The organism is Bradyrhizobium sp. cf659, from assembly GCF_900113725.1.
Taxonomy (GTDB): domain Bacteria; phylum Pseudomonadota; class Alphaproteobacteria; order Rhizobiales; family Xanthobacteraceae; genus Bradyrhizobium.
Map to the genome: position 1 here is coordinate 56,274 of NZ_FOQJ01000017.1, position 23,386 is coordinate 79,659.

Below are 23,386 nucleotides of genomic sequence, written 5' to 3' on the forward strand. Positions count from 1 at the left end.
TCTCCCTGCCCCACCATCATACTCATTGCAGGAGCGGGGTCCGCAAGTCGAGGGTCAGCGGAAACTCATTTGTGCGTTCCTCGGGCGGCGGCTGCATCGGCCCCGGCGTATGGCCGTGGTCCTGGAAGCGCGCCAGCCGCCGCGCCTCGGCCTCGTAGGTGTTGACCGGCTTGGTGTCGTAGCTGCGGCCGCCGGGATGGGCGACGTGATAGACGCAGCCGCCGAGCGAGCGGCCGTTCCAGGTGTCGATCAGGTCGAAGGTCAGGGGCGCGTGAACCGGAATGGTCGGGTGCAGGCCGGAGGCCGGCTGCCAGGCCTTGAACCGGACGCCGGCCACGGCCTCGGCGGAACGACCGGTCGAGGTCATCGGCAGGCGGCGGCCGTTGCAGGTGACGATGTGGCGGCCCTCGACAAAACCCTCCGCCTTGACCTGAAGCCGCTCGACCGATGAATCGACATAGCGCACGGTGCCGCCGGCCGAGCCCTCCTCGCCCAGCACGTGCCAGGGCTCCAGCGCCTGACGCAGCTCCAGCGTGACGCCGCCATGATGGATGCGGCCGAAGGCGGGGAAGCGGAATTCGAGCTGGGCCAGATACCATTCCGGCTCGAACGGGTAGCCGAACTGCTTCAGCTCGGAGAGCACGTCCAGAAAGTCTTCCCAGATGAAATGCGGCAGCATGTAGCGGTCATGCAGCGCGGTGCCCCAGCGCACGAACTTGCCTTGCTGCGGCTCGCGCCAGAACCTTGCGATCAGCGCGCGGATCAGCAGCTGCTGCGCCAGCGACATGCGCGGATCCGGCGGCATTTCGAGCGCGCGGAATTCGACGAGGCCGAGCCGCCCCGTCGGGCCGTCGGGCGAATAGAGCTTGTCGATGCAGATCTCGGCGCGGTGGGTGTTGCCGGTGATGTCGACGAGCAGGTGCCGGAACAGCCGGTCCACCAGCCACAACGGCGTCTGGTAGCCCGGCGGCGGCACGTGCGAGAGCGCGATCTCGAGCTCGTAGATGCTGTCGTGGCGCGCTTCGTCGATGCGCGGCGCCTGGCTGGTCGGGCCGATGAAGAGGCCGGAGAAGAAGTAGGACAGCGACGGATGCCGCTGCCAGTACAGCACGAGGCTCTTGAGCAGATCGGGCCGGCGCAGGAACGGCGAGTCCTGCGGTGAGGAGCCGCCGACCACGACATGGTTGCCACCGCCGGTGCCGGTGTGGCGGCCGTCGACCAGGAAGCGGTTGGCGCCGAGGCGCACCTTCGCCGCGTCCTCATAAAGGCCGGAGGTGATGTCGACCGCGTCGCGCCAGCTCCTGGCCGGCTGGATGTTGATCTCGATGACGCCGGGATCGGGCGTCACCTTGATGACCTCGATGCGCGGGTCGAACGGCGGCGGATAGCCTTCGACATGGACCTGGAGCTGCATCTCCTCGGCGGTCGCTTCCAGCGCCGCGACCAGCTCGAGATAATCCTCGATGCGCTCGACCGGCGGCATGAAGGCGCAGAGCACGCCGTCGCGGACTTCGACCGACATCGCGGTGCGCACCGGAACCGACGTGTTGAGATGCTCGGGCGCGACCCGTGGCGGAGCTTCCGGGCGCGCGGCGAGCGTGAACACCGGCAGCTTGCCGCGTGGCTCCATCGGGTCGCGCTCGATGATGTAGGGATATTGGTTCGGCGGGACGTGGCCGAGCGAGCCGATCGGCAGGCGCAGGCCGAGCGGGGAATCGCCCGGCGTCAGGAACAGATGGTTGCGCCGGAGCGTCCAGCGCTCGCTGCGCCAGCGCGGCGGCGCGTTCCAGCGCTGCACCGGCAGCACGAAGCCGCGCGGGTTGTTGAGGCCCTGCTCGAACACCCGCGCGATGCGCGCACGTGCCTCCGGATCGGACAATTTGGAGTCGGTCGGATCGACATTGACGGGAAGCTCGGCTTCCTTCTGAAGCCAGAGTGCGGTGTCTTCATAGGCCGGCATGATGTAGCCGGGATCGAGCCCGAGCCGCAGCGCCGCGCCCTCCATAAAGGCCTCGGCGTCCTTCGTCCCGGCTGGCCGCGGATTCTCGATCTTGGCGATCAGGTCGACATTCTTCCAGATCGGCACGCCGTCCTTGCGCCAATAGAGGCCGAAGGCCCAGCGCGGCAGGCTCTCGCCAGGATACCATTTGCCCTGGCCGTAATGCAGCAGGCCGCCCGGTGCGAAGCGCGCGCGCAGGCGGCGGATCAGATCGTCGCCAAGCGCGCGCTTGGTCGGGCCGACGGCCTCCGTGTTCCACTCCCCCGCTTCCAGATCGTCGACCGAGACGAAGGTCGGCTCGCCGCCCATGGTGAGCCGCACGTCCTCGCTCGCAAGATCGCCGTCGACCTGCTCGCCGAGATCGTTGAGCCGCGCCCAGGATTCGTCGGAGAACGGCTTGGTGATGCGCGGCGCCTCGCGGATGCGCTTGACGCTCATGTCGAAGGCGAACTCGACTTCGGCGAAGCCGGCACCGCCGGAGATCGGCGCGGCCGAGCGATAATGCGGCGTCGCGGCCACCGGGATATGCCCCTCGCCCGCCAGCATGCCCGAGGTGGCGTCGAACCCGATCCAGCCCGCGCCCGGCAGGTAGACCTCGGCCCAGGCGTGCAGATCGGTAAAATCGTTCTCGACCTCGGGCGGTCCCTCGATCGGATCGATGTCGGGACGGATCTGGATCAGGTAGCCGGAGACGAAACGGGCGGCGAGCCCTAGATGGCGCAGCGTCTGGATCAGGAGCCAGGCGGAGTCGCGGCACGAGCCGGCGCCAGAGGAGAGCGTCTCCTCCGGCGTCTGCACGCCGGGCTCCATGCGGATGATGTAGCGGACGTGCTTCTGAAGCTCGCGATTGAGATCGACCAGGAAGTTGACGGTGTTCGGGGCTTCGTGCGGGATCGTGTCGAGAAATTTCGCGAACAGGCGATCCGGCTTGACGGTCTCGAGATAGGGCGCCAGCTCCGTCTTCAGGTCCTTGGGATACTCGAACGGGAAGCTGTCGGCATAGGGCTCGACGAAGAAGTCGAACGGGTTGACCACGGTCATCTGCGCCGTGAAATCGACCTCGAATTTCAGCTCGGTCGTCTTCTCCGGAAAAACGTAGCGCGCCAGCCAATTGCCCTGCGGGTCCTGTTGCCAGTTCACGAAATGATTGGCTGGCGTGACCTTGAGCGAATAGCTCAGGATCGGCGTGCGTGTGTGCGGCGCCGGCCGCAGACGGATGGTCTGCGGGCCAAGATCGATCGGGCGGTCGTATTTGTAGTGCGTGACGTGGTGTAATGCGACGTAGATCGACACGGGGTGCGGTGCTCCAGCAGCTTTTTTGAGCAGAACACCTGACGTCAGTGCGATCAAGCACTAACAACGGGCAGAGGGTGCCTATGCAAGGTGCGGGCCGAGTGCGGGTGTTCGCCAAGGCCGCGCTGCTTCCCCTCTCCCCTTGTGGGAGAGGGTGGCTCGCCGCACAGCGGCGAGACGGGTGAGGGGTTCTGTCCGCATACACGCCTCTCGCTGTGCTGCGTGCGGAGAGAGACCCCTCATCCGGCGCTTCGCGCCACCTTCTCCCACAAGGGGAGAAGGAAGGGCAGCGTGCTCTTCGCGCAGCGCTACGCCGCCGACGTCAACCGCTGCAGGAACTGCGTGACTTCGCGCCGGAGCGTCTCGACCTCGCCATGGACGCGCTCGGAGGCGCTGTTGACGCGGCTCGCGACCCGCCCCGTGTCGGCGGCGGCTTCGCTGATGCCTGTCACGTTGGAGGAGACCTGCGAGGTGCCGGCCGACGCCTCCTGGACGTTGCGGGCGATCTCGCGGGTGGCAAGACCCTGCTGCTCGATCGAGGTCGCGATCGAAGCGGTGATCCCGTCGATCTCGGCGATGGTCTGCGCGATCGCCTCGACCGCTGCGACCGAATTGGTCGTCGATTGCTGCATCTCGCCGACCTTGGCGCTGATCTCCTCGGTCGCCTTCGCGGTCTGGTTGGCGAGGCTCTTGACCTCGGAGGCCACCACCGCGAAGCCGCGACCGGCCTCGCCCGCACGCGCCGCCTCGATCGTGGCGTTGAGCGCCAGGAGATTGGTCTGCTCGGCGATCTCGCTGATCAGCTTGACGACGTCGCCGATCCGCATCGCTGCATCCGCAAGCGTGCGGATCTCGCTGCCGGCACGATTGGCTTCGTTCACGGCGCGTCCGGTGCTCGCGGTCGAGCCGGTCACCTGACGGCCGATCTCGGCAATCGAGGACGCAAGCTGTTCCGCGGCGCTGGCGACGGTGGCGACGTTGCGCGAGGCATGATCGGAGGCGCTGAGCACGCCGGAGGTCTGCCGGCTGGTCTTCTCGGCCGCCGCCGCCATCTGGCCGGCGTCGGATTCGAGATCGGTGGCGGCCCCCATGAGGGTGCCGGCCACCTGGTCGAGATGCGTGCCGAACTGCTGTGCGAGGTCCGCGATCTCGACGACCCTGCGACCGAGACTGTCGGTGCCGGAGTTGATGACGGCGGCCGAACGGCGGAACGAGCCGGGCAATCCGCGCGCCAGGATCTTGCGGAAATACTTGCCGCGGCTGGCATAGTCCATCGACGCCGAGGCTTCGCGCTGGAAAGCATCGGTGATGTCGAGCATGTCGTTGACCGACTTCTGGATGGCGCCGATCCGCCCGGCCTGCCGCTCACTCAGGATGCGCGCCTCGAGATCGCCGCGCGCCGCCTTGCGGCACACATCCGCAACCTCATCGACCGCCACCGCCGTGCGACGCTGGCACCAGACTGCATAGCCGAGCAGCACGACCGTCGCGCCAGGCAGCGCCGCACCGGAGATTCCGGTCACACCCAGGAGCGAGAGGACGAACGCAACGACGGCGAGAACACACGCGAGCGCGGTCGCTCCCTGCGCCTTAGAGAGAGAGCACAAATTCATCGTAACCGACACCCTGTTGCTTGAGCAGGCCGACCATCGCATCGAAGCTCGCATGCATGCCGTCCTTGGCATTGGCATGCCGCGCCTCCTCCGCGCACAGCGTCTTGTAGATCGGCTTGATGCGCTCGACCTGCGCCGGATCCGGCTTGCGACGGTTGGAGTGATAGCCGACGATATTGCCGCGCTCGTCGAACGTCGGCGTGACGTGGGCGAACACCCAGTAATGACTGCCGTCCTTCGCCAGATTGACGACGTAGGCGAAGATCTCCTGCCTGGACTGAAGCGTGTCCCAGAGCAGCTTGAAGACGCAGCGCGGCATGTCGGGGTGGCGGATCAGGCTATGGGGCGCGCCCATCAGCTCGGCATAGCTGTATTTCGCCATGCGGAGGAAAATGTCGTTGGCGTAGGTGATGCGGCCCTTGAGATCGGTCTTCGATACGATCAGCTCCTCCTCACCGAGGAGATTTTCCACCCCAGTGGGACGTATCGCTTGCATCGGTTCGATCCTCGGATAAAGGCCGGTCCGCAACGTTGCGGAGCGCATCGCCCCCTGTCTATGGCAACAGTGTTAACCAGACGTAATCCCGGAAACTCCTGCGCGAGGCGCCCGCCTCCGTATCATTACGTAGCGAACGATCGTTGCATCCCGGCCAACCACACGGGTTGCCGATATCGTCGCGGGCACCGGTTCCGACGGCTTTTGATTTGCGTTTGCACTGCGCCGCGCGCCAAACGCGACTACATCGTCGCGCCCAGCACCCAGGGTGCGAACTCGGCGCCGCCGAAATCGAAGCTTTCGCTCTTGGTCGGCTGTCCAGACGCCGTCTTCAGGATGAGCTCGAAGATGCGCTGGCCGCACTCCTGGACGCTCTCCTCGCCTTCGAGGATGGTGCCGCAATTGACGTCCATGTCCTCTTCCATGCGCCTGTACATCGGCGTGTTGGTGGCGAGCTTGATCGAGGGCGCCGGCTTGCAGCCGAACACGCTGCCGCGGCCGGTGGTGAAGCAGACCAGATTGGCGCCGCCGGCGACCTGCCCGGTTGCCGCGACGGGATCGTAGCCGGGCGTATCCATGAACACGAAGCCCTTCTTGGTGATGGGCTCGGCGTAGCGCAGCACCTCGACGAGGTTGGTGGTGCCGGCCTTGGCCATCGCGCCGAGCGACTTTTCCAGGATGGTGGTGAGGCCGCCGGCCTTGTTGCCGGGGCTCGGATTGGCGTTCATCTCGGCGCCTTCGCGCTCGGTGTACGCGTCCCACCAGCGCATGAGATCGACCAGCTTCTCGCCGACCTCGCGGCTGACGGCGCGGCGGGTGAGCAGATGCTCGGCGCCGTAGGTCTCCGGCGTCTCCGACAGGATCACGGTGCCGCCGTGGCGCACGATGAGATCGCTGGCCGCGCCGAGCGCCGGATTGGCTGATACTCCGGAATAGCCGTCGGAGCCGCCGCATTGCAGCGCCACGGTGAGCTCGCTTGCCGGCACCGTTTCGCGCTTCACCTTGTTGGCGTCGGCCAGCGCCTCGCGCACGAAGGCAATGCCCGCTTCCACCGTCTTGCGGGTGCCGCCGACCTCCTGGATGTCCATCGCACGGAGGCGGCCGGCGAGCTTCTGCTCTTCCATCAGGCCGCCGATCTGGTTCACCTCGCAGCCGAGGCCGAGCACGATGACGTGGGAGAAATTGACGTGGCGCGCGTAGCCGCCGAGCGTGCGGCGAAGCAGCGCCAGCGGCTCGTTCTGCGTCATGCCGCAGCCGGTCTTGTGCGTGAGCGCGACCACGCCGTCGACATTGGGAAAATCGGCCAGCGGATTGTCGCCGGTAAAGGGGTTCTTCTTGAAGACGTCGGCGACGAGGCTCGCGACATGCGCGCTGCAATTCACCGAGGTGAGGATGCCGATATAGTTGCGCGTGGCGACGCGGCCGTCCGGGCGGCGGATGCCTTCGAAGGTCGCCGGCAGGTCGAAATTCGGCGTCGGCTTGACGTCGGCGCAATAGGCATAGTCCTTGGCGAAATCGCCCATGCCGCAGTTCTGGGTGTGCACGTGCTGGCCCGGCGCGATCGGCATCGTGGCAAAGCCGATGATCTGGCCGTAGCGCTTGATCGGCTCACCCACGGCGATCGGCTTGATCGCGACCTTGTGGCCGGAGGGAATGCGCTCGACCGTGGTCACGCCGTCGGCCACCGCTGTTCCCGGCGGCAGGCTCGCGCGCGCGATCAGCACGCCATCATCGGGATGCAGGCGGATGACGGGGCTGATGGTCATGAGAGGTCTCCTTAGGGTCTTCTTACTTGACCTCTCCACGTTCTTACGGGGAGAGGTCGGATCGCGCAGCGGTCGCGCGCTCGATCGTTAGATTAATTCGTGTTGAGAGAGGCTCCCCACCCTTTCCCTCTCCCCGTAAGAACGGGGAGAGGGAAAGGAGAGAGCTCTCAAGCCTTGCCGGCCGAATCCTTGCGGGTCGCGTTGACCTGCATCTTGGCGTAGGTCGTCATCAGGCCGACCTCGTTCGACAAGGTCACCAGCTTGAAGCCCATGTTGATGGCGCGCGCCGCGCCTTCGGCACCGCTGCAATGGATGCCCGGGTTGAGGCCGCGCTTGCCGCACTCCTTGATGATCTTGTCGTAGATCGCGAGGATCTCAGGCTCGGTGCGATCGAGCTTGGGCTCGAGGCCGTAGGAGAAGCCGAGATCGGACGGGCCGATATAGACGCCGTCGATGCCCTCGACGTCGAGGATCGCTTCCATGTTCTCGACCGCGGTCTTGGTCTCCATCATCGGCAGCAGAATGGTGTCGGCGTTCGCCGTCTTCTGGTAGGAACCCGCGGTGCCATACATACCGGCGCGGATCGGGCCGTTGGAGCGCACGCCCTGCGGCGGATATTTCGAATAGGAAACGAGGTTCTTGGCTTCCTGCGGCGTGTTGACCATCGGGCAGATCACGCCATAGGCGCCGCCGTCGAGCACCTTGCCGATGATGCCGGGCTCGTTCCAGGGCACGCGGACCATCGGGGTCACCGGATGCTTGTCCATGGCCTGGAAGCACTGCACCATCGACAGATAGTCCTGCACGCCGTGCTGCATGTCGACGGTGACGCTGTCGAAGCCGCATTGCGCGATCATCTCGGCCGAGAAGCCGGAGGGAATCGCGAGCCACGCGTTGACCACGGCCTTGCCCGACTTCCAGATTTCTTTGACCTTGTTCGCCACGTTGCCTTCCTTCTTTGTTGTTTGGACCGTCGTCACCATGACGAGCGCCGCGACAGCACGGCCCCGCTGTTAGCGCGAACCGGAGCGCCGCGCTACGCTCGCAATGACGCAAGACCTATGCGGCCGCCCTCTGGATGCTGATTTCGCTGACGCCGATCTCGCGGGCGGTATTCACTATCGCCGCCCAGGTGTCATCCGGCAAGGGGATGCCGTTTTGGCTGCGCCCGGCCCTGGTTTTCCGCTCGGGATCGCCGGGAATCAGCACCTGATCGCCCCCGGCCGCCGGCCTGGTGGCGCGGATGAAGTCGACATGGCGCGAGACCTCTGCATCGAACACATGGGAGGTATCGACCACCTTGGGATCGACATAGAACGCCAGCATGCCGTTGGCGAAGCGGCGGCCACCCGAGGTGGCCCCGGTTCCGGTCAGCGCGCCCTTCGGCAGCTTCTTGCCGCCGCGGCTGGCCACCAGCACCTCGCCCTCGGCGACGACCCAGGTCGCAAAGTCCGGCGCGATCGGGGCATGGCCCTCACTCCTCGGCACTTGCCTCGTTGCCGGCGCCGAGCCCCGCGAGACTCTGTTCTAGCTCGCCGAGCATCTCCTGCAATTCGGCGAGCTTGCGGGCGCCGAAGCGGCTGGTGATCTCCGCGTAGATCGCCTCCGAGGTCGGCGCCACGGAGGCCATCAGCTTCACGCCCTCCTTCGAGATCGAGACCATGCTGCGACGCTGGTCCGCCTTCGCCGTCTTGCGCTCGATCAGGTTGCGCGCCTCGAGATCGCGCAGGATGCGCGATAGACTCGGTCCGAGCAAAAACGCCGTGCGCGCGAGTTCCGTGACCTCGGCGGCCTCGATGGCCGCCAGCGCACGCAAAATGCGCCATTGCTGCTCGGTCAGGCCGTGCTCGCGCAGCGAGGGACGAAACTGCCGCATCACCGCCTCGCGTGCGCGCAAGAGCGACATCGGCAGCGAGCGCGAGAAGTCGCGCATCGGAACCTGCCGTGCGGCAGGCGCGCTTGCGTGGGCGGGATCAGCCGGTCTCTTCGTCATGACGCCCTTTCAAGCCGCAAAATGTTTGCAGTGCAGCAAGGCCAGATTCTGTTTGACGCATTCACTTAACATGTTAAGTATCTCCCCGCACCACGATTTGTAAGATCACGGATGGCGCTTTCCAACGACGATATCCAAGCTTGCGCGAGGCGTCTGCACCAGGCGGAGAAGACCCGCACGCAGATCCGGCAGCTCTCGCAGGATTTTCCTGACATCACCATCGCCGATGCCTACGCGATTCAGAAGGCCTGGGTCGACGTCAAGATCGCCGAGGGGCGCCTCGTCAACGGCCACAAGATCGGCCTGACCTCGAAGGCGATGCAGAGCGCGCTCAACATCGACGAGCCGGATTCCGGCGTGCTGCTCGACGACATGTTCTTCGCCGATGGCGGGATCATTCCGACCGAGCGCTTCATCGCGACGCGCGTCGAGGCGGAGCTCGCCTTCGTCATGAGCAAGCGCCTCGCTGGGCCCGACTGCACGATGTTCGACGTGCTCAACGCCACCGACTTCGTGGTGCCGGCGCTGGAGATCCTGGATACGCGGATCGAGCGCGTCGATCCCAAGACCAAGGCCACGCGAAAAATCTTCGACACCATCGCCGACAATGCGGCGAATGCCGGCATCGTGCTCGGCGGCCGGCCGATCCGCCCGCTGGATACCGATTTGCGCTGGATCGGCGCGCTTTGCTTCAGGAACGGCCAGCTGGAAGAGACCGGCCTTGCCGCCGGCGTGCTCAATCATCCCGCCACCGCCGTTGCCTGGCTTGCCAACAAGATCGCGCCGCTCGGCCTTGCGCTGGAGCCCGGCCAGGTCGTGCTGGCCGGCTCCTTCATCCGTCCGATCGAGACCCGCAAGGGCGACACAATTCAGGCCGATTATGGCGCCTACGGCTCGGTGAGCTGCTACTTCGCCTAGGCGAACAAAAAAGACAGGGAGTGAAACCGCATGCCGCATTTCACGATCGAATATTCGGCCAATCTCGATGGCCGCCTCGACATCGCCGCGGTGTGCGAAGTGGTGCGCAAGGCAGCGGTGGAGACCGGCATCTTCCCGCTCGGCGGCATCCGCGTCCGCGCTGTCAGGTGCGAGCATTATGCGATCGCGGATAACAGGCAGGATTACGGCTTTCTCGACATGGTGCTGCGCATCGGCGAGGGCCGTGACCTCAAGACCCGCCAGAAAGCCGGCGAGCACGTCTTCCAGGCGCTCTCCAAACATCTCGATCCCGTCTTCGCCGCCAGCAAGTTCGCCCTCTCGTTCGACATGCAGATCAACGACAAGGACACCAGCTGGAAGCGCAACAACATCCACGACGCCCTGAAAGTGGAGGCCGCCCATGGATAAGCCCACCCCGAAAGCCGATGTGTTCCAGGCCAACCGCGCCCGCGTCGCGCCGCTGCTCAAGAAGCTGCGCGCGGACGGCATCGGCCACATGATCGACGGCAAGATGGTCCCGTCGATATCAGGCGAGACCTTCGAGACGAAATCGCCCGTCGATGGCGCGGCGCTCGCGAGCGTCGCCCGCGGCAATGCCGAGGACATCGACGCTGCGGCGACCGCCGCTGCGCTGGCCTTCAAGTCCTGGCGCGACATGGGGCCTGCGATGCGACGCAAGCTGCTGCATCGCGTGGCTGACGCCATCGAGGACAATGCCGACGACATCGCCGTGCTGGAATGCATCGACACCGGGCAGGCCTATCGTTTCATGGCCAAGGCCGCGATCCGCGCCGCCGAGAATTTTCGCTTCTTCGCCGACAAATGTGCGGAGGCCAGAGACGGCCTGAGCACGCCGAGCGACGAGCACTGGAACGTCTCCACCCGCGTGCCGATCGGCCCGGTCGGCGTGATCACGCCGTGGAATACGCCGTTCATGCTCTCGACCTGGAAGATCGCCCCTGCGCTGGCCGCCGGCTGCACGGTCGTGCACAAGCCGGCCGAGTGGTCACCGGTGACGGCCGCCATTCTGGCGAAGCTCGTCAAGGAAGCCGGCGTCCCCGATGGCGTCCTCAACACCGTGCACGGCTTCGGCGAGGAGGCCGGCAAGGCGTTGACCGAGCATCCCGCCATCAAGGCGATCGGCTTCGTCGGCGAGAGCGCGACAGGTTCGGCGATCATGATTCAGGGCGCGCCGACCTTGAAGCGCGTGCATTTCGAGCTCGGCGGCAAGAACCCGGTGATCGTGTTCAACGACGCCGATCTCGACCGCGCGCTCGATGCCGTCGTGTTCATGATCTACTCGCTCAATGGCGAGCGCTGCACGTCGTCGAGCCGCCTGCTGGTTCAGCAGAGCATCGCGGAAAAGTTCGTCGAGAAGCTGACCGCGCGCGTGAAGGCGTTGAAGGTCGGCCATCCCCTCGATCCCGCCACCGAGATCGGACCGCTGATCCACGAGCGGCATCTCGCCAAGGTCTGCTCCTATTTCGACGTCGCGCGGAAGGACGGCGCGACGATCACGGTCGGCGGCAAGGCCTATGATGGCCCGGGCGGTGGCCACTATGTCGAGCCGACACTGGTGACCGGCGCGAACGGCAAGATGCGCGTGGCGCAGGAGGAGGTGTTCGGCCCGTTCCTCACCGTCCTGCCCTTCCGCGACGAGAAAGACGCGGTCGAGATCGCCAACGACATTCGTTATGGGCTCACCGGCTATGTCTGGACCAACGACATGGGCCGCGCATTGCGCGTCGCCGATGCGCTCGAGGCCGGCATGATCTGGCTGAACTCGGAAAACGTCCGCCATCTGCCGACGCCGTTCGGCGGCATGAAGGCCTCGGGCATCGGCCGCGACGGCGGCGACTATTCGTTCGACTTCTACATGGAAACCAAGCACGTCTCGCTGGCGCGGGGCACGCACAAGATTCAGAAACTGGGAATTTAGAACCACCGTCGTTCCGGGGCGGCGCGAAGCGTCGAACCCGGAACCTCGAGATTCCGGGTTCGGTCCTCGCGGACCGCCCCGGAATGACGGGGGTCCAATGACGGGGGCCTAAAGAGGGGAAACGCCAATGCCGGTACCGCAACATATCTTCGAGCCGCCCTTCAACATCATCCGTTCGAGCCACGCCGTGCTCGACGTGACCGATTTGAAGCTCAGCCGCGCGTTCTACGAGACCACCGTCGGCCTGCATGTCGAGGATGCCGACGACAAGGTCGTGTATTTGCGCGCGGCCGAGGAGCATCAGCATCACTCGCTGGTGCTGCGCAAGGCAGCCGTGCCCGCCTGCGCCCGGCTCGGCTTCAAGGTCGGCAACGACAAAGACCTCGACAAGGCCGCGGCCTTCCTCTCCGAGAACAGCCTCGCCTACGCCTTCGTCGATCAGTCCTTCCAGGGCCGCACGCTGCAATTCACCGATCCCTTCGGCTTCCAGATCGAGCTCTATGCGTCGATGGACCGCCGGCCGCATCTGCTCCGCCGCTTCGACCTCTACAAGGGCTGCCATCCGCAGCGGCTCGATCATTTCAACGTCTTCGCCGCCGAGGTGCAGGACACCGTCGATTTCTACGCGCGGCTCGGCTTCCGCCTCACCGAATACGCCGAGGAGGATGGGCCGAATGGGCGCATTGCGGCTGCCTGGATGCATCGCAAGGGCAACGTCCACGACTTCGCCATCACCAACGGCAAGGGTCCACGGCTGCACCACTTCGCCTATTGGACACCGACGGCGATGAACATCATCCATCTCTGCGACGTCATGGCTTCCTCAGGCTTCGTCAAGAACATCGAGCGCGGCCCCGGACGCCACGGCATCTCGAACGCGTTCTTCCTTTACGTGCGCGACCCTGATGGACACCGCCTCGAGCTCTACACCAGCGACTATTTCACCGGGGATCACGACCACGAGCCGCTGCGCTGGTCGCTGCGCGATCCGCGCCGCCAGACGCTGTGGGGCGCACCCGCCCCGCGTTCCTGGTTCGAGCAGGGCTCGCCGTTCACGGGCCAGGCCGTGCGCGAGCCGAAATTTGTGGCCGACGTGCTGGTGGCGGATTGATGATAGTGAGTTTCGAAATCCCTCTCCACCCGTCGTCCCGGCGAAAGCCGGGACCCATAACCACAGGGAGGAGTTTGGCGAAGACACGTTGTTCGGTACTCCTACCTTATCCAATCGATAGATTCCGCGGTATGGGTCCCGGCCTTCGCCGGGACGACAGGGAATAGTTGCCGATGAAGCTCCCCCGCCTCGCCACCTATTCCGTCAAAGGTGACACCCGTTACGGCGCCGTCCTCGATGGCGGCATCGTCGACCTGTCCGCGCGCCATGCAAAAGACTATCCGACGCTGCGCGAAGTTATCGCCGCCGGCAAGCTTGTCAGCCTTGCCGAGGAAGCCGCCAGCCTGACGCCGGATCACGCGCTTGGTGACATCACCTTTCTGCCGCCGGTGCCGGCGCCGGAAAAGATCATCTGCATCGGCGTCAACTATCCCGACCGCAACGCCGAGTACAAGGACGGCCAGGACGCGCCGAAATATCCGAGCATGTTCATGCGCTCGCCCCGCTCCTTCGTCGGCCATGATACGCCGCTGGTGCGCCCGCGAGCCTCCGTGCAGCTCGACTATGAAGGCGAGATCGTGCTGGTCATCGGCAAGGCCGGCCGGCACATTCCGGAAAGCACCGCGCTCGACCATATCGCCGCCCTCACGCTCTGCAACGAAGGCTCGGTGCGCGACTGGCTGCGCCACGCCAAGTTCAACGTCACGCAGGGCAAAAATTTCGATTCCAGCGGCAGCCTCGGCCCGTGGCTGGTGCCCTACACGCAGGAATCCCAGATCGCCGACATCAGGCTCACCACGCATGTCAACGGCGAGCTCAGGCAGGACGACCGTACCAGCCGGTTGATGTTTCCGTTCCGCTACCTCATCAGCTATATCTCGACCTTCGCAACGCTCGTCCCCGGCGATGTCATCGTCACCGGCACGCCGACCGGCGCCGGCGCGCGGTTCGATCCGCCGCGGTACTTAAAGCCCGGCGACGTGATCGAGGTCGAAGCCGAAGGCATCGGACGCTTGCGGAACGGCGTCGTCGACGAAGCCTGACCAACGATTGAAATGGAATAGCAGAATGACCACCCTCACCGGCGGCGAAGCGATCGTAAGCGGCCTAGTCGCCCACGGCGTCGACACCGTATTCGGCCTGCCCGGCGCGCAAATCTACGGCCTGTTCGACGCCTTCCACCAGGCGCAGCTCAAGGTGATCGGCGCGCGGCATGAGCAGGCCTGCGGCTACATGGCGTTCGGCTATGCGCGCTCCAGCGGCAGGCCCGGCGTGTTCAGCGTGGTGCCCGGCCCCGGCGTGCTCAACGCCAGCGCGGCGCTGCTCACGGCGTACGGCTGCAACGAACCGGTGCTGTGCGTCACCGGACAAGTGCCGACGCAGTTCCTCGGCAAGGGCCGCGGTCATCTGCACGAGATGCCGGACCAGCTCGGCACCTTGCGCACCTATGTGAAGTGGGCGGACCGGATCGAAACGCCCGGCAACGCGCCGACCACCATGGCGCGCGCCTTCCAGGAGATGACCTCCGGGCGGCGCGGCCCTGCCTCGGTCGAGATGCCCTGGGATATCTTTACCCAGCGCGCCGACACGGCGGCTGCACGGGTGCTGGAGCCGCTGTCCGCGCCGCTGCCCGATCCTGATCTGATCAAGCAGGCGGCCGCGCTGATCAAGGCCAGCAAGGCGCCGATGATCTTCGTCGGCAGCGGCGCGATCGAGGCGCGTGCGGAAATCCTCGAGCTTGCCGAGATGATCGATGCGCCTGTCGTTGCCTTCCGCAGCGGGCGCGGCATCCTCTCCAATGCGCATGAACTCGGCCTGACCATGGCCGCCGCCTACAAGCTGTGGCCGAACACCGATCTCATGATCGGCATCGGCTCGCGGCTGGAGCTGCCGACCATGTCGCGCTGGCCGTATCGCCCCGACGGCCTGAAGAGCATCCGCATCGACATTGATCCGGTCGAGATGCGGCGCTTTACTTCGGACACGGCCATTGTCGCCGATGCCAAGGCTGCAACCGCCGATCTCGCCGCCGCCGTCAGCAAGGCCGGCTACAGCAAGACCGCCGGCCGCCGCGCCGCGATCCGCGAGGCCACCGCGATCGCGCAAGCGGAGATCCAGCGCATCCAGCCGCAGATGGCGTATCTGAACGTCCTGCGCGAGGTGCTGCCGGCGAACGCGATCGTGACAGATGAATTGTCGCAGGTCGGCTTCGCCTCCTGGTACGGCTTTCCGATCTACGAGCCGCGCACCTTCATCACCTCAGGCTATCAGGGCACGCTCGGCTCGGGCTTCCCGACCGCGCTTGGCGCCAAGGTCGCCAATCCCGACAAGCCGGTGGTGGCGATCACGGGCGACGGCGGCTTCATGTTCGGCGTGCAGGAGCTTGCCACCGCCGTGCAGTTCAACATCGGCGTGGTGACGCTGGTGTTCAACAACAACGCCTATGGCAATGTCCGTCGCGACCAGCGCGAGCGCTTCGACGGCCGCGTGGTGGCGTCGGATCTGGTCAACCCGGATTTCGTCAAGCTCGCGGAGTCCTTCGGCGTCGCGGCTGCGCGCGTCACCGCGCCGGATCAGTTCAGGGCGGCGATGGAGAAGGCGCTCGCCCATGGCGGGCCGTATCTGATCTCGGTCGAGGTGACGCGGGACTCCGAAATCAGCCCGTGGGCGTTCATCCACCCGGCGAAGCCCTGAGGCCGGGCGCGCCCTGAAGCCGCGCCGCCGCGATCACCAACAGGCCCGCGCCTGCGACCGACCAGCAGGCGACCGGGGCCCATTGCAGCAGCGGCGCGTAATCAGGCATCTTCTGCAAGCCGCCCGCGACCGCGGCCATCCGCGCGAAGGTGCCGAGCGCCAGCGCCGAGAAGACGAGGCCGGTGACCTTTCCCTCCGCGCCGGTCGAGCCGATCGCCAGCGCGGCCGAGATCGCGCTCATCAGCATGCAGCCCCAGGCGGCGCCGGCGAGAAACTGCGCGGCGATCAGCGTGTTGAGGCTGCCGGCAAGCTCCGCCGCCGCGATCGCGACCGCTCCAAGCAATCCGGCGGCGCCCATCACGATCAGGCCGCCGCGGTGCTTGACGACGAGGCTCGCCGGAAACATCGCGATGTTGAAGCCGATCCAGAACACCGGCATCAGCCATTGCAGCTCGTCCGGCTTGGCGAAGCGTAGATAGAACGGCGCGCTGTTCATGGCGAAGTGCAACTGATAGCCGAGCGCGAGCGCCACCATCGCGACGATGAAGGCGAGCGGCACCAGGCCCAGCGGCTTGGCCGCCTCGGCCGGCGCCGGCGAGGCGGTGTCGCGCGCCACATCGTACTCGATCCGCGACAGCCCGAGCGCCGTCAGCAGCAGCACCGCGCCGGAGATCACGAAGGGCAGCCGGGCATCGTGCTCGCGCAGCACCACGCCGAGATAAGGCGAGACGGCGCCGGCAACGCCATAGCCCAGCATGGCCAGCGCCGCGAGGAACGGCACCTGCGGCCTGGCGCGGTACTTGCCAAGCAGGGTCAGCGGCGGCGCGCGCAGGGCCGATGACGTGATCGACCAGACCACGATCAGCGCGATCAACCAGACCTGCGCGCCCGCGCCGATCCCGGCCACGAAAGGCAGCGCGACGAAGGCCGCGCAGGAGATCGCCGCCAGCACGCCGACGAACAGGCCAAGCCGCCCGACGACGGGCGCGATCCTGTCGGCCGCAATCCCCATCGCGGTATCGGCGATGGTGAAGATGGCCTGGTCCAGCATCAGGATGAAGATCACGGCCGCCGGCGCGAGGCCGACATCCGCCGCGAGCCTTGGCAGATAGACGACGTAGGTCGTCCAGCCCAGCGTGAACACCAGTTGCAGCACGGCCAGATAGAGTCCCGTGCGCGCCGCGTTTGCGCTCGCGCCAGTCGAGACCTGTGCAGTGGTCATGTCGCCGCCTCCCCTCGCCGAAGCTTAGACGACGGCAAGGTTCGAGGAAATGCTTCAGAGCACCTTGCGGAAGGTCAGATTGATGCGCTGCCGCCCGAGCAGCGCGTGCTCGCCCTCGGCGAGCGGCGCCACGCCGTGATAGGCGAGCCGGTTAGGCCCACCCCAGACCACGACGTCGCCATGGACGAGCCGGAAACGGCGCGGCTTGTCGCTGCGCGCCATGCCGCCGAACAGGAAGGTCGCGGGCAGTCCCAGCGAGACCGAGACAATCGGCGCGGCGAAATCCAGTTCGTCCTTGTCTTGATGCAGCGACAGCCGCGTGCCGGGTTCGTAGCGATTGACGAGGCAGGCATCGGGCGCAAAGCCGGTGAAACCGCCCTGCTTCGCAGCCCGGCGCGCCAGATCGCAAAACACCGGCGGCATCGCGGGCCATGGCGCGCCGGTTCGCGGATCGACCGGGTCGTAGCGATAGCCGGTGTGATCGGTGATCCAGCCGCGCGAGCCGCAATTGGTCATCGCCACCGACATCAGATAGCCGCCGGGCGTGGTCATCCGCCGGAACGGCGACTGTGCAACGATCGCACGCACCGCGGCAATCAGCTCACTCTCGATCGGCTTGACGAAGCCACGCAGCAGCACGGCTCCATCCGCGATCTCCTCGCGTGACGGCTGCGCCTCTGCAACGCTGTCGAACAGATCAGCCGTCAACGCCTGCGCTCATTTGGCATCATGGAAAATCATACCCAATGTATGGCGCTGGCCGGACCTGATGCGGCTGACGCCATGGCGCAGGTTAACGCGATAAGTGCCGCGCGTCCCCTGCACCGGGCGGTGATGCACAGCGAAGGCGACCGCGTCGCCCTGCGCCAGCGGCACCACCTCGGCGCGGGACTGCATGCGCGGGCGCTGCTCGGTCAGCACGAACTCGCCGCCGGTGAAATCGCGGCCGGGCTCGGACAGCAGGATCGCGACCTGGATCGGGAACACGTGCTCGCCATAGAGGTCCTGGTGCAGGCAGTTGTAGTCGCCGGTCTCGTATTGCAGCAGCAGCGGCGTCGGGCGCGCCTGCCCCGCCTCGTGGCAGCGCTTCAGGAACGCCGCGTGCGCGGCGGGGTAGCGGATATCGATCCCCATCGCCTCGTTCCAGCGATTGGCGACGGCTTGAAGATGCGCGTAGAGCGCCGGGCGCAGCTCCGCGATCAGGTCGGGCAGCGGATAGGAGAAATACTTGTACTCGCCGCGGCCAAAACCGTGGCGGCCCATCACGATGCGGCTGCGGAAGTGCGTGTCGTCCGGATAGAGCGCGGCGACGGCGCGGCATTGGTCCGGCGTCAGCAGGCCCTTGAGGACGGCGCAGCCCTGGGTGTCGAGCTCGGCGGTGATTTGAGGCCAGTCGAGGGCGTCGACGTGCGCGGTGAGGTCGGTCGCGTCGTTGAGATCGGCGGGAACACGTTTCGCGATAGCCATGGCGATCATCCTATGCACTTTCCGTCATTCCGGGGCGCGACGAAGTCGCGAGCCCGGAATCCATCCATCCACCGCCTCTGCTGCACGATGGATTCCGGGCTCGCGCCCAAGAGGTCGCGCCCCGGAATGACGGAGGTTGGTGTCGCAGATCGCGGCCAGAACGGCCACCCGATTTCCGTGAGGCCCAACCGCCCCAATTCCGTCCGGTTCCAACGCAAATTTGTGCCCTACCCTCGCTTTAGTCTGCACTTGATGCGCAAATTCCTCGTCGTTGCTGCCAAGACCGTGCTGGCCCTGCTCTCGTTCGCGGGTGTGTGCCTTCTCGCCTTGTCCGGTTGGCTGGTCTGGCACTACGGCTACCGCATCGGACTTCCGACCGAAGCTCAGCTCGCAGCGGTTTCGCCGACAGGCCCGGCGTGCAGGGCCGATCCCAAGCGCGCCTACATTTCCCTCGCCGATATCCCGCCTCTGCTCCGGGACGCCGCGATCGCGTATGAGCAACCTGACTTCTACGAAGCCTGGACATTGAATCCGATTGCCGAGATTGCATTGGCCCTAGGTACTGGTCGCAGACCCCGATCGGCCGGCGTGACGCAATCTGTCGCGCGCTGCCTGCTGTCACTCACCCCAGGAAATGACCGACAGATCGACCCCGTCGCTTCGATCTTCTTCACGCAGCGCGTCACCCGCAGCCTGTCCCGGGACAGGATCCTCGAGATCTATCTCAATGAAAGCTATCTGGGTCGCGGTGCATATGGCGTGGCGGCCGGGGCGGAGGCCTACTTTGGAAAGCCGCTCGCGGACCTTGCTGTCGACGAGGTCGCATTCATCACGACGCGCGCGCGACAACCTTCCCCAGGCCGATCTTTCGACGCGCGCGCTCGAGATCACGCCATAGATCGCATGCAGACGGCTGGATTGATCGCCGAGACACAGGCGACAGCGGCCAAGAGCCGGCCGCTGCTTCTCAAGGACGTGCCAGGCACCCAAGCCCAGCCGGTTAATCAATGACGACGCTGGTCAGCCCCTCACCGGCAGCGTCACCACGTCATAGCCGTGCTTGATCGTCCGCTTCAGCATGGGATCCTCCAGCTCGAACTCGAACCGGTCGGCGGGGCGGATGCCGCCCTTGGCGGCGAAGGTGCCGCCGAACATGGCGCAGCCGTCGGGAAGCTTCTTGCCATCGAAGCCGCGCGCGATGAGGTCGGCGACCGGCAGCATCGCGTCCAGCGTGCCCTCCTGGTAGAGCACGCGCTCGCCCTTGATCCAGGCGTAGGAGCGCAGGATCATCCTGTCCCAGTGACCGATGACGTCCTCGAGCTCCCACAGCGTCGAGGCGATCGGCTTGTCGCACATCTGCTTGGACACCGTGACGTTGTAGGCCTCGACCTTGCGGTCGGTGTGGTCGGAGCCGCAGCCGACGAAGACGCGGCCCTGCCAGCCGATCAGCACGAACTCGACCTCGCCGCTGGAATCGCCGCCGCAGCATTCGATGCGGTCTTCCATGGTCAGCCGCCGCGCCGAGGCGCGGTAGTAGATCGGCGTCGACGCCGGCCGGGCAATGCCGACGGCCTCGAGCTCGGCGATGTGCTTGTCGCGCGCGACGGGATCGCGGCCGGTCCAGCCGGCGATGACCATCTGGTCGATCGCCAGCGTCAGCGGCGTGGTGGTGTCCTGGGCGTCGACGGTGAAAGTCAGGTCAAACACGAATTACGGCCTCCATGCCGGCAGCAAGCTCGAAAATACGGCGGTCCGATCCGCCCGCCCCCGCCAGCATCAGGCCGACGGGAACGTCGCCCTCGCGATGCGCGGGGAGAGAGATGGCGCAGCCGTCGATCATGTTGATCAGGGTGCAGTTGCGCAGCGCGCGCAGGTTCTGGGTGGTGAACGCCTTGTCGTCGGCAAGGTCGGCGATCTTCGGCGGCGTGTTGGCCGTGGTCGGCAGCACCAAGGCGTCATAGGGCGCGATGCGCGCATTGACGCGGGCGATCAGCGAGCGGCGCTCGTTGAGGAGGTCGATGTAGTCGGCCGCGCTCTGTGCCTCGCCGCGCATGATACGCACGGAAACGCGGGGATCATAGACGTCGCCCTTGGACGTGATGAGATAGCGGTGCCAGGCGTAACTCTCGGACGCCGCAAAGCCGCCCTTGGCGTTCATCGGGCCGATATCGTGGAATTCCGCCATCTCGACGCGTTCGATGATGGCGCCATGATCGGCGAGGTTCTTGAGCGCGCGCTCGAACGTCTCGGCCACGGCTTTGTCGAGGTCGTCGAGCGCGATCGTGGTCGGCACCGCCAGCCGCATGCCCTTCACCGGGCGGGGCCTCAGCGCAACGATCGGCTCGTTCGCGAGCACGGCATCGAGTATGGCACAGCAGCTGACCGATCGCGCTAAGGGCCCGATGCTGTCGAGCGAGAACGACAGCGGCACCGCGCCGTCGAGCGGCACGCGCCGCTGCGTCGGCTTGTAGCCGACGATGCCGTTGAAGGCGGCCGGAATCCGGCAGGAGCCGCCGGTGTCGGTGCCGAGCGCGCCGTGCGCCATGCCGTCGAGCACGGAGACCGCTGCGCCCGAGGACGAGCCGCCGGGCACGTGGCCCTCGGCCCGGTTCCAGGCGCCCTTCGGCGTGCCGTAATGCGGATTGATGCCGATGCCGGAATAGGCGAACTCGGTCATGTTGGTGCGGCCGATCAGGACGAAGCCGGCCTGGCGCAGGCGCGCCACCGTCGCCGCATCGTGCTCCGCCGGATCGGAATCGTCGAGCGCGCGGGAGCCGGCGCGTGTCGTCTGTCCCTTGATATCGAAGAGGTCCTTGATTGAGATCGGGATACCGGCATAGCGCGACGGCGCCGCCTTGACCTTGCGCAGGGCATCCATCGCGTCAGCCGTCGCGAGCGCGGCGTCCTTGTCGACATGGATGAAGGTGCGTTGGCCCTCGCCGGCCGGATCGGCGATCCTGGCAATGCACGCCTCGACCAGCTTGCGGGAGGTGGTGCGGCCATTTTCGAGGTCGTCGGCGAGCTTCGCCAGTGTCGGAAAATCGGGCATGTCTGTCTCACGGAATATTTGCGCGCGCAATCTATAGCGCTGCCTCAGTTCGACACAAGCACTGTGCGCATGATGGCATGCATGCGCATTGCTGGACCGTTGACGCGCCATGGTCAATTGTCGCATCAAGATCGAAACGGACGGCGTAAAGCCTGTCCCTTGGGAGGTTTTCCGACATGGCCGAACCGCAGCGCGCGCGACCGAAACCGACGCCGGAAACCCAGCATTTCTGGGACGGCACGAAAGCGGGCGAATTGCGCCTGCAACGCTGCGACGCCTGCGCGCATGTCTACTTCCCGCCGCGCCCGTTCTGCCCGTCCTGCGCCTCGCGCAAGGTCAGCATCTTCAAGGCGAGCGGCAAGGGCTTCCTCTACAGCTACGTGATCAACCACCGTCCCGCCGCGCCCGGCTTCACGCCGCCTTATGCGATCGCCGTGGTCGAGCTTGCCGAGGGACCGCGGATGATGAGCAACATCATCGACTGCCCGCAGACCCCGGAGGCGCTCGAGCTCGACATGAAGCTCGAGGTCGCCTTCCAGCAGCTCGACGACAAGATCACCCTCCCCGTCTTCCGTCCGGCGAAGGGGTAAGCCATGCGCAGCAACCAGGTTGCCGTCGTCGGCGCGGCCGAGACCACCGAACTCGGCGTCGTCCCCAACATGTCGCAGCTCCAGCTTCACGCGGACGCGGCGCTCAACGCCATCGCCGATGCCGGGCTGAAGCTGTCCGACATCGACGGCTTCGCCACCGCGGTCGAAACGCCGCAGCAGGTCTGCCACTATCTCGGCATCAAGCCGACCTGGGTGGACGGCACCTCGGTCGGCGGCTGCTCCTTCATGCTGCATGTTCGTCACGCCGCCGCGGCGATCGAGGCCGGCCTGTGCAAGACCGTGCTGATCACCCATGCCGAAAGCGGCAAGTCGATGATCGGCAAGCTGCCGCGCTCGACGCCGGCGGACAGCCTCAACGGCCAGTTCGAGGCGCCCTATGGCGTCTACGGCCCGCCCAGCATGTTCCCGATCCCCGTGCTGCGCTTCATGAAGACCTACGGCATCACCCATGAGCAGCTTGCGTCGGTCGCCGTGGTGCAGCGGGAATGGGCGGCGAAAAATCCGCGCGCGATGATGAAGGACCCGATCACGGTCGCCGATGTCCTCAATTCGCGCATGATCGCCTATCCGTTCCGCCTCTTGCAGTGCTGCCTCGTCACCGACGGCGGCGGCGCGCTGATCCTGACCTCGGCCGACCGCGCCAGGGATTTTCCGCGCAAGCCGGTCTACATCATGGGCACCGGCGAGAGCGTGGAAACGCCGATGGTCAGCCAGATGGAGACCTTCAATTCCTCACGCGCGTTCAAGACCGCGGGGCCGCTGGCGTTCAAAGAGGCCGGCATCGCGCACAAGGACGTCGACCATCTCATGATCTACGACGCGTTCGCGCATCTGCCGCTGTTCGGCCTCGGCGATCTCGGCTTCATGCCGCACGAGGAGACCGGAAAGTTCATCGCCGACGGCAACACGCGCCCCGGCGGCAAGCTGCCGCTCAACACCAATGGCGGCGGTCTCTCCTACATGCACTCGGGCATGTACGGCATGTACGCGCTCCAGGAGAGCGTGCGCCAGATGCGCGGCATCGCGCCGGCGCAGGTGCCGAACGCGAAGATTTCGGTGTGCCATGGTGTCGGCGGCATGTTCGCAGCATCAGGCACGATCGTGTTTACGAACGAGAGGTAGTTGCTGTCATTCCGGGGCGGCGCGAAGCGACGAGCCTGGAATCCATCGTGCAGCACGCGAAACCGGAGAAAT

The 23,386-nt window shown here is 65.9% G+C and carries 20 protein-coding genes and 1 pseudogene; 9 read left to right on the forward strand and 12 right to left on the reverse strand.

Annotated elements, in window-relative coordinates; genetic code table 11:
- Nucleotides 1-22: 22 nt before the first annotated feature.
- The 7 genes and pseudogenes from BM118_RS37965 to hpaR form a co-directional block, all read right to left on the reverse strand.
- Nucleotides 23-3,292: a transglutaminase family protein gene (locus BM118_RS37965; RefSeq protein WP_092192843.1), complete on the reverse strand. Its 3,270-nt coding sequence runs from the start codon at nucleotides 3,290-3,292 to the stop codon at nucleotides 23-25.
- Between the two features lie 308 nt (nucleotides 3,293-3,600).
- Complete coding sequence (locus tag BM118_RS37970; protein WP_177235050.1) at nucleotides 3,601-4,905, reverse strand: methyl-accepting chemotaxis protein; 1,305 nt, start codon at nucleotides 4,903-4,905, stop codon at nucleotides 3,601-3,603.
- Nucleotides 4,883-5,401, reverse strand: a complete 519-nt coding sequence (locus BM118_RS37975) for a PAS domain-containing protein (protein ID WP_092192930.1) — start codon at nucleotides 5,399-5,401, stop codon at nucleotides 4,883-4,885. Before BM118_RS37975 ends, BM118_RS37970 begins: the two co-directional genes overlap by 23 nt.
- 242 nt (nucleotides 5,402-5,643) lie before the next feature.
- A complete protein-coding gene (locus BM118_RS37980) occupies nucleotides 5,644-7,167 on the reverse strand; it encodes a UxaA family hydrolase (protein WP_092192847.1) in 1,524 nt (507 codons plus the stop codon).
- A 167-nt stretch (nucleotides 7,168-7,334) separates the two neighbouring features.
- Nucleotides 7,335-8,111, reverse strand: coding sequence for an HpcH/HpaI aldolase family protein (locus tag BM118_RS37985; RefSeq protein ID WP_244550334.1), 777 nt, complete (start codon nucleotides 8,109-8,111; stop codon nucleotides 7,335-7,337).
- 115 nt (nucleotides 8,112-8,226) lie between these two features.
- Nucleotides 8,227-8,676, reverse strand: a pseudogene (locus tag BM118_RS41980) (Ldh family oxidoreductase); the annotation flags it as partial.
- Nucleotides 8,642-9,160 carry a homoprotocatechuate degradation operon regulator HpaR gene (gene hpaR / locus BM118_RS37995; RefSeq protein ID WP_092192851.1) on the reverse strand — a complete coding sequence of 173 codons (519 nt, stop codon included), beginning with the start codon at nucleotides 9,158-9,160 and terminating at the stop codon, nucleotides 8,642-8,644. The pseudogene BM118_RS41980 and the gene hpaR, both read right to left, overlap by 35 nt.
- Nucleotides 9,161-9,271: 111 nt before the next feature.
- On the opposite strand from hpaR, the gene hpaH reads away from it, so the two are divergent.
- The 6 genes from hpaH to BM118_RS38025 all read left to right on the forward strand — a co-directional run bounded on the left by hpaH (nucleotide 9,272) and on the right by BM118_RS38025 (nucleotide 15,843).
- Nucleotides 9,272-10,078 (forward strand): 2-oxo-hept-4-ene-1,7-dioate hydratase, encoded by an 807-nt coding sequence (hpaH, locus tag BM118_RS38000; protein ID WP_092192853.1) that lies wholly within the window; start codon nucleotides 9,272-9,274, stop codon nucleotides 10,076-10,078.
- Between the two features lie 30 nt (nucleotides 10,079-10,108).
- Entirely contained in the window at nucleotides 10,109-10,507 is a 399-nt protein-coding gene (locus BM118_RS38005) for a 5-carboxymethyl-2-hydroxymuconate Delta-isomerase (RefSeq protein ID WP_092192855.1), read from the forward strand.
- Nucleotides 10,500-12,038, forward strand: coding sequence for a 5-carboxymethyl-2-hydroxymuconate semialdehyde dehydrogenase (gene hpaE / locus BM118_RS38010; protein ID WP_092192856.1), 1,539 nt, complete (start codon nucleotides 10,500-10,502; stop codon nucleotides 12,036-12,038). The genes BM118_RS38005 and hpaE overlap by 8 nt, the downstream gene beginning before the upstream one ends.
- A gap of 127 nt (nucleotides 12,039-12,165) precedes the next feature.
- Nucleotides 12,166-13,149, forward strand: a complete 984-nt coding sequence (gene hpaD, locus BM118_RS38015; RefSeq protein WP_092192858.1) for a 3,4-dihydroxyphenylacetate 2,3-dioxygenase — start codon at nucleotides 12,166-12,168, stop codon at nucleotides 13,147-13,149.
- 173 nt (nucleotides 13,150-13,322) lie between these two features.
- A complete protein-coding gene (locus tag BM118_RS38020; RefSeq protein ID WP_092192860.1) occupies nucleotides 13,323-14,192 on the forward strand; it encodes a fumarylacetoacetate hydrolase family protein in 870 nt (289 codons plus the stop codon).
- Between the two features lie 25 nt (nucleotides 14,193-14,217).
- Entirely contained in the window at nucleotides 14,218-15,843 is a 1,626-nt protein-coding gene (locus tag BM118_RS38025; protein ID WP_092192862.1) for a thiamine pyrophosphate-dependent enzyme, read from the forward strand.
- On the opposite strand, the gene BM118_RS38030 is transcribed toward BM118_RS38025, so the two are convergent.
- The 3 genes from BM118_RS38030 to BM118_RS38040 are packed head-to-tail and all read right to left on the reverse strand — an operon-like array spanning nucleotide 15,821 to nucleotide 18,532.
- On the reverse strand, nucleotides 15,821-17,065 hold the full coding sequence (locus BM118_RS38030) for an MFS transporter (RefSeq protein ID WP_092192864.1): 1,245 nt from the start codon (nucleotides 17,063-17,065) through the stop codon (nucleotides 15,821-15,823). The genes BM118_RS38025 and BM118_RS38030 overlap by 23 nt on opposite strands.
- 54 nt (nucleotides 17,066-17,119) lie before the next feature.
- A complete protein-coding gene (alkB, locus tag BM118_RS38035) occupies nucleotides 17,120-17,773 on the reverse strand; it encodes a DNA oxidative demethylase AlkB (RefSeq protein ID WP_092192866.1) in 654 nt (217 codons plus the stop codon).
- Between the two features lie 9 nt (nucleotides 17,774-17,782).
- The gene (locus BM118_RS38040; protein WP_092192934.1) at nucleotides 17,783-18,532 is read right to left on the reverse strand and encodes a 2OG-Fe(II) oxygenase; all 750 of its coding nucleotides are present in this window, start codon (nucleotides 18,530-18,532) and stop codon (nucleotides 17,783-17,785) included.
- A gap of 252 nt (nucleotides 18,533-18,784) precedes the next feature.
- Here BM118_RS38040 and BM118_RS38045 point away from each other — a divergent pair, with 252 nt between their 5' ends.
- The gene (locus BM118_RS38045) at nucleotides 18,785-19,543 is read left to right on the forward strand and encodes a transglycosylase domain-containing protein (protein ID WP_092192936.1); all 759 of its coding nucleotides are present in this window, start codon (nucleotides 18,785-18,787) and stop codon (nucleotides 19,541-19,543) included.
- A gap of 9 nt (nucleotides 19,544-19,552) precedes the next feature.
- On the opposite strand, the gene BM118_RS38050 is transcribed toward BM118_RS38045, so the two are convergent.
- Both BM118_RS38050 and BM118_RS38055 read right to left on the reverse strand, forming a co-directional pair.
- Nucleotides 19,553-20,239 carry a DUF2848 domain-containing protein gene (locus BM118_RS38050; protein ID WP_092192868.1) on the reverse strand — a complete coding sequence of 229 codons (687 nt, stop codon included), beginning with the start codon at nucleotides 20,237-20,239 and terminating at the stop codon, nucleotides 19,553-19,555.
- Nucleotides 20,232-21,581 carry an amidase gene (locus BM118_RS38055; protein ID WP_092192870.1) on the reverse strand — a complete coding sequence of 450 codons (1,350 nt, stop codon included), beginning with the start codon at nucleotides 21,579-21,581 and terminating at the stop codon, nucleotides 20,232-20,234. The genes BM118_RS38050 and BM118_RS38055 overlap by 8 nt, the downstream gene beginning before the upstream one ends.
- Before the next feature lie 176 nt (nucleotides 21,582-21,757).
- On the opposite strand from BM118_RS38055, the gene BM118_RS38060 reads away from it, so the two are divergent.
- Entirely contained in the window at nucleotides 21,758-22,171 is a 414-nt protein-coding gene (locus BM118_RS38060) for a Zn-ribbon domain-containing OB-fold protein (RefSeq protein ID WP_027544056.1), read from the forward strand.
- 3 nt (nucleotides 22,172-22,174) lie between these two features.
- Nucleotides 22,175-23,314 (forward strand): thiolase C-terminal domain-containing protein, encoded by a 1,140-nt coding sequence (locus BM118_RS38065; protein ID WP_092192872.1) that lies wholly within the window; start codon nucleotides 22,175-22,177, stop codon nucleotides 23,312-23,314.
- Nucleotides 23,315-23,386: the final 72 nt, after the last annotated feature.

What these genes read in the sequence shown, in the direction of transcription:
- BM118_RS38030 (WP_092192864.1), bottom strand. Translation starts at nt 17,065, where the DNA reads ATGACCACTGCACAGGTCTCGACTGGCGCGAGCGCAAACGCGGCGCGC.
- BM118_RS37970 (WP_177235050.1), bottom strand. Translation starts at nt 4,905, where the DNA reads ATGAATTTGTGCTCTCTCTCTAAGGCGCAGGGAGCGACCGCGCTCGCG.
- BM118_RS38065 (WP_092192872.1), top strand. Translation starts at nt 22,175, where the DNA reads ATGCGCAGCAACCAGGTTGCCGTCGTCGGCGCGGCCGAGACCACCGAA.
- BM118_RS38025 (WP_092192862.1), top strand. Translation starts at nt 14,218, where the DNA reads ATGACCACCCTCACCGGCGGCGAAGCGATCGTAAGCGGCCTAGTCGCC.
- BM118_RS38020 (WP_092192860.1), top strand. Translation starts at nt 13,323, where the DNA reads ATGAAGCTCCCCCGCCTCGCCACCTATTCCGTCAAAGGTGACACCCGT.
- BM118_RS37975 (WP_092192930.1), bottom strand. Translation starts at nt 5,401, where the DNA reads ATGCAAGCGATACGTCCCACTGGGGTGGAAAATCTCCTCGGTGAGGAG.
- BM118_RS38045 (WP_092192936.1), top strand. Translation starts at nt 18,785, where the DNA reads ATGCGCAAATTCCTCGTCGTTGCTGCCAAGACCGTGCTGGCCCTGCTC.
- BM118_RS37980 (WP_092192847.1), bottom strand. Translation starts at nt 7,167, where the DNA reads ATGACCATCAGCCCCGTCATCCGCCTGCATCCCGATGATGGCGTGCTG.
- hpaR (WP_092192851.1), bottom strand. Translation starts at nt 9,160, where the DNA reads ATGACGAAGAGACCGGCTGATCCCGCCCACGCAAGCGCGCCTGCCGCA.
- BM118_RS38005 (WP_092192855.1), top strand. Translation starts at nt 10,109, where the DNA reads ATGCCGCATTTCACGATCGAATATTCGGCCAATCTCGATGGCCGCCTC.
- hpaE (WP_092192856.1), top strand. Translation starts at nt 10,500, where the DNA reads ATGGATAAGCCCACCCCGAAAGCCGATGTGTTCCAGGCCAACCGCGCC.
- BM118_RS38040 (WP_092192934.1), bottom strand. Translation starts at nt 18,532, where the DNA reads ATGGCTATCGCGAAACGTGTTCCCGCCGATCTCAACGACGCGACCGAC.
- hpaD (WP_092192858.1), top strand. Translation starts at nt 12,166, where the DNA reads ATGCCGGTACCGCAACATATCTTCGAGCCGCCCTTCAACATCATCCGT.
- BM118_RS38055 (WP_092192870.1), bottom strand. Translation starts at nt 21,581, where the DNA reads ATGCCCGATTTTCCGACACTGGCGAAGCTCGCCGACGACCTCGAAAAT.
- hpaH (WP_092192853.1), top strand. Translation starts at nt 9,272, where the DNA reads ATGGCGCTTTCCAACGACGATATCCAAGCTTGCGCGAGGCGTCTGCAC.
- BM118_RS38060 (WP_027544056.1), top strand. Translation starts at nt 21,758, where the DNA reads ATGGCCGAACCGCAGCGCGCGCGACCGAAACCGACGCCGGAAACCCAG.